The following is a 2,361-nucleotide window of genomic DNA, read 5'->3' as shown; positions in this document are numbered from 1 at the left end:
GAGCCGCAGATTGTGCGCCATGGCGCGGCCGATGATCCGCGGCGGCGGAACCATATACAGGCTGTCCAGCAGCGAGAAGCGCCGCAGGAACCATTCCGCGAGCACGGGATCGGTCTCGGCGGCGCCCAGGAATTGGTCGAACAGCGCCCCGGAGGGCCGCCACCACCAGGGGATGGTTCCCTTGGTGCCGGCGTGGTGGAACGTGACGTCGCCGATCGCGTTCATCGTCCACACCGGGAAGGTGCTCTTGGCGGTGGCCCGGTTCAGCGCCGCGGCCACCTGGTCGTCGGGCAGTTGCAGGGCCCGGCGCAGATGACCGGCCTGCAGCGACGTCATCGTCATGCCCTGCCCGAAGGTGGGGTTGAAGCTGGCCACCGCGTCGCCGAAGGCGAGGATGCCGGCCGGGAGGCGCTCCAGCTTGTCGTAGCGGCGCCACTTGCTGGCCGGGAAGGCGTGAAACGCCGGATCGCCCAGCGGTTCGGCGTGCGTCAGGGCGGCGTTGAAGTGGTCCGGAAGCAGCCGGTGCGCCAGCTCCAGCATCTCGGGAAAGGTCTTGGGCGGTTTGGCGTTCGCCACGCCGAACGTGGTCAGCACCCAGGTGCCGTCCTCGTAGCACAGCATGCCCATGCCCAGGGACTCGTCGTGAGAGGCGCCGGCGACCACCACCTTCTCCGCGATCAGCCCGTCGGGGATGCGGAACTGCTGGGTGGCGTAATGGATGCCGATGTTCATCTCTTGCTCGACGGGACGCTGGAATCCCCACTGCTCCAACCACACCGGCAGCCGGGTGCCCCGGCCCGCCGCGTCGACGACCAGGTTCGCGGCCACGAACTCCTGATCGCCGCCGTCCGGGCCGGCGGGATCCAGCAGCACACCGGTCACCCGCTGTCGCGCCGGGTCGAAGCGCGGCTCGGCCACCGAGCGCCGCGCCACTGTCACGTTGTCGATGCCGAGGACGCGCGTGCGTAACTGCCATTCGAGGTGCGGGCGGCTGGGCACGTAGGCGGTGAACTCGTCGCGCAACGTGCTGCCGGTGCCCAGCACGTGGCCCGCGGCGCCCAGGTGGATGCAGTCGGGCCGGTTTTCCAGTTTGGGGACACCGGCGGCGACCATGTCGTCCAGCAGTCCGGGGAACAGGTCCTCGAATTCCATGGCCCCGCGCGCCATCAGCATGTGCAGGTGCCGGTCCTGGGGCACCGTCGCCCGGTTCGCCGGTTCGGCCGGCAATTCGTCGCGTTCGTACACCGTCACCCGCGAATACGCCTCGGCGAGCGCCCGCGCGGCGCAAAGGCCGGCGATGCTCCCGCCGATGACGACGGCGTGATCCCTGGCCGTTGCTGTGCTGTCCGGCATTGGCGGAGAGTACCCAGTACTGTGACGGACCAATGGCTCCCAGCGTTGGGAAAGGGCTGATGCATGGCCAATCGATGGCGGACCAAGTCGATCGAGCAATCAATCGCCGACACCGACGAGCCGGACACCAAGCTGCGTAAGGACCTGACCTGGCGAGACCTGGTCGTCTTCGGCGTCGCGGTGGTGATCGGCGCGGGCATCTTCACGGTCACCGCGTCCACCACCGGGGACATCACCGGCCCGGCCATCTGGGTGTCGTTCGTGATCGCGGCGGGCACCTGCGCGCTGGCCGCGCTGTGTTACGCCGAGTTCGCCTCGATGTTGCCGGTGGCCGGTAGCGCCTACACCTTCTCCTATGCCACCTTCGGGGAGTTCCTGGCCTGGATCATCGGCTGGAACCTCGTGCTGGAACTGGCGATCGGCGCCGCCGTGGTGGCCAAGGGCTGGTCGAGCTATCTGGGCACGGTCTTCGGATTCGCCGGCGGCACGGCCAGCTTCGGCGGGGCCCAGGTCGACTGGGGGGCGCTGGTGATCGTCGGCGGCGTGGCGACCCTGATCGCGCTGGGCACCAAACTGTCATCAAGGTTTTCCGCGGTGGTCACCGCGATCAAGGTGTCGGTGGTGCTCTTCGTCGTGGTGGTCGGCGTCTTCTACATCAAGCGCGCCAACTATTCGCCGTTCATCCCCAAGCCGGAGGCCGGTCGCGAGGCCAAAGGCATCGACCAGTCCGTCCTGTCGCTGCTGACCGGCGCGCACAGCAGCCACTACGGCTGGTACGGCGTGCTGGCCGGGGCGTCCATCGTGTTCTTCGCGTTCATCGGGTTCGACATCGTCGCCACCATGGCCGAGGAGACCAAGAACCCGCAGCGCGACGTGCCGCGGGGAATCCTGGCGTCGCTGGGCATCGTGACCCTGCTCTACGTCGCCGTCGCGGTGGTGCTGTCGGGCATGGTGTCCTACACCGAACTCAAGACGGTCCGCGGCCGCGGGCAGGCGAACCTGGCCACC

At 68.5% G+C, this 2,361-nt stretch carries 2 protein-coding genes; one reads left to right on the top strand and one right to left on the bottom strand.

The window, feature by feature from the left end; all coding sequences use genetic code 11:
- Positions 1-1,353 (bottom strand): NAD(P)/FAD-dependent oxidoreductase (locus tag A5622_RS18605; RefSeq protein WP_066860435.1); only part of this gene is annotated, 1,353 nt, incomplete at its 3' end.
- Positions 1,354-1,416: 63 nt separating this feature from the next.
- Between A5622_RS18605 and A5622_RS18600 the strand changes: the two genes are divergently transcribed.
- Positions 1,417-2,361 (top strand): amino acid permease (locus A5622_RS18600; protein ID WP_156748733.1); only part of this gene is annotated, 945 nt, incomplete at its 3' end.

It is taken from the genome of Mycobacterium sp. 1245801.1 (assembly GCF_001673055.1).
In the GTDB taxonomy this organism is placed as follows: Bacteria; Actinomycetota; Actinomycetes; order Mycobacteriales; family Mycobacteriaceae; genus Mycobacterium; species Mycobacterium europaeum_A.
Note: the sequence above shows the minus strand (reverse complement) of the source record. Positions and strands in the feature narration are given on the sequence as shown.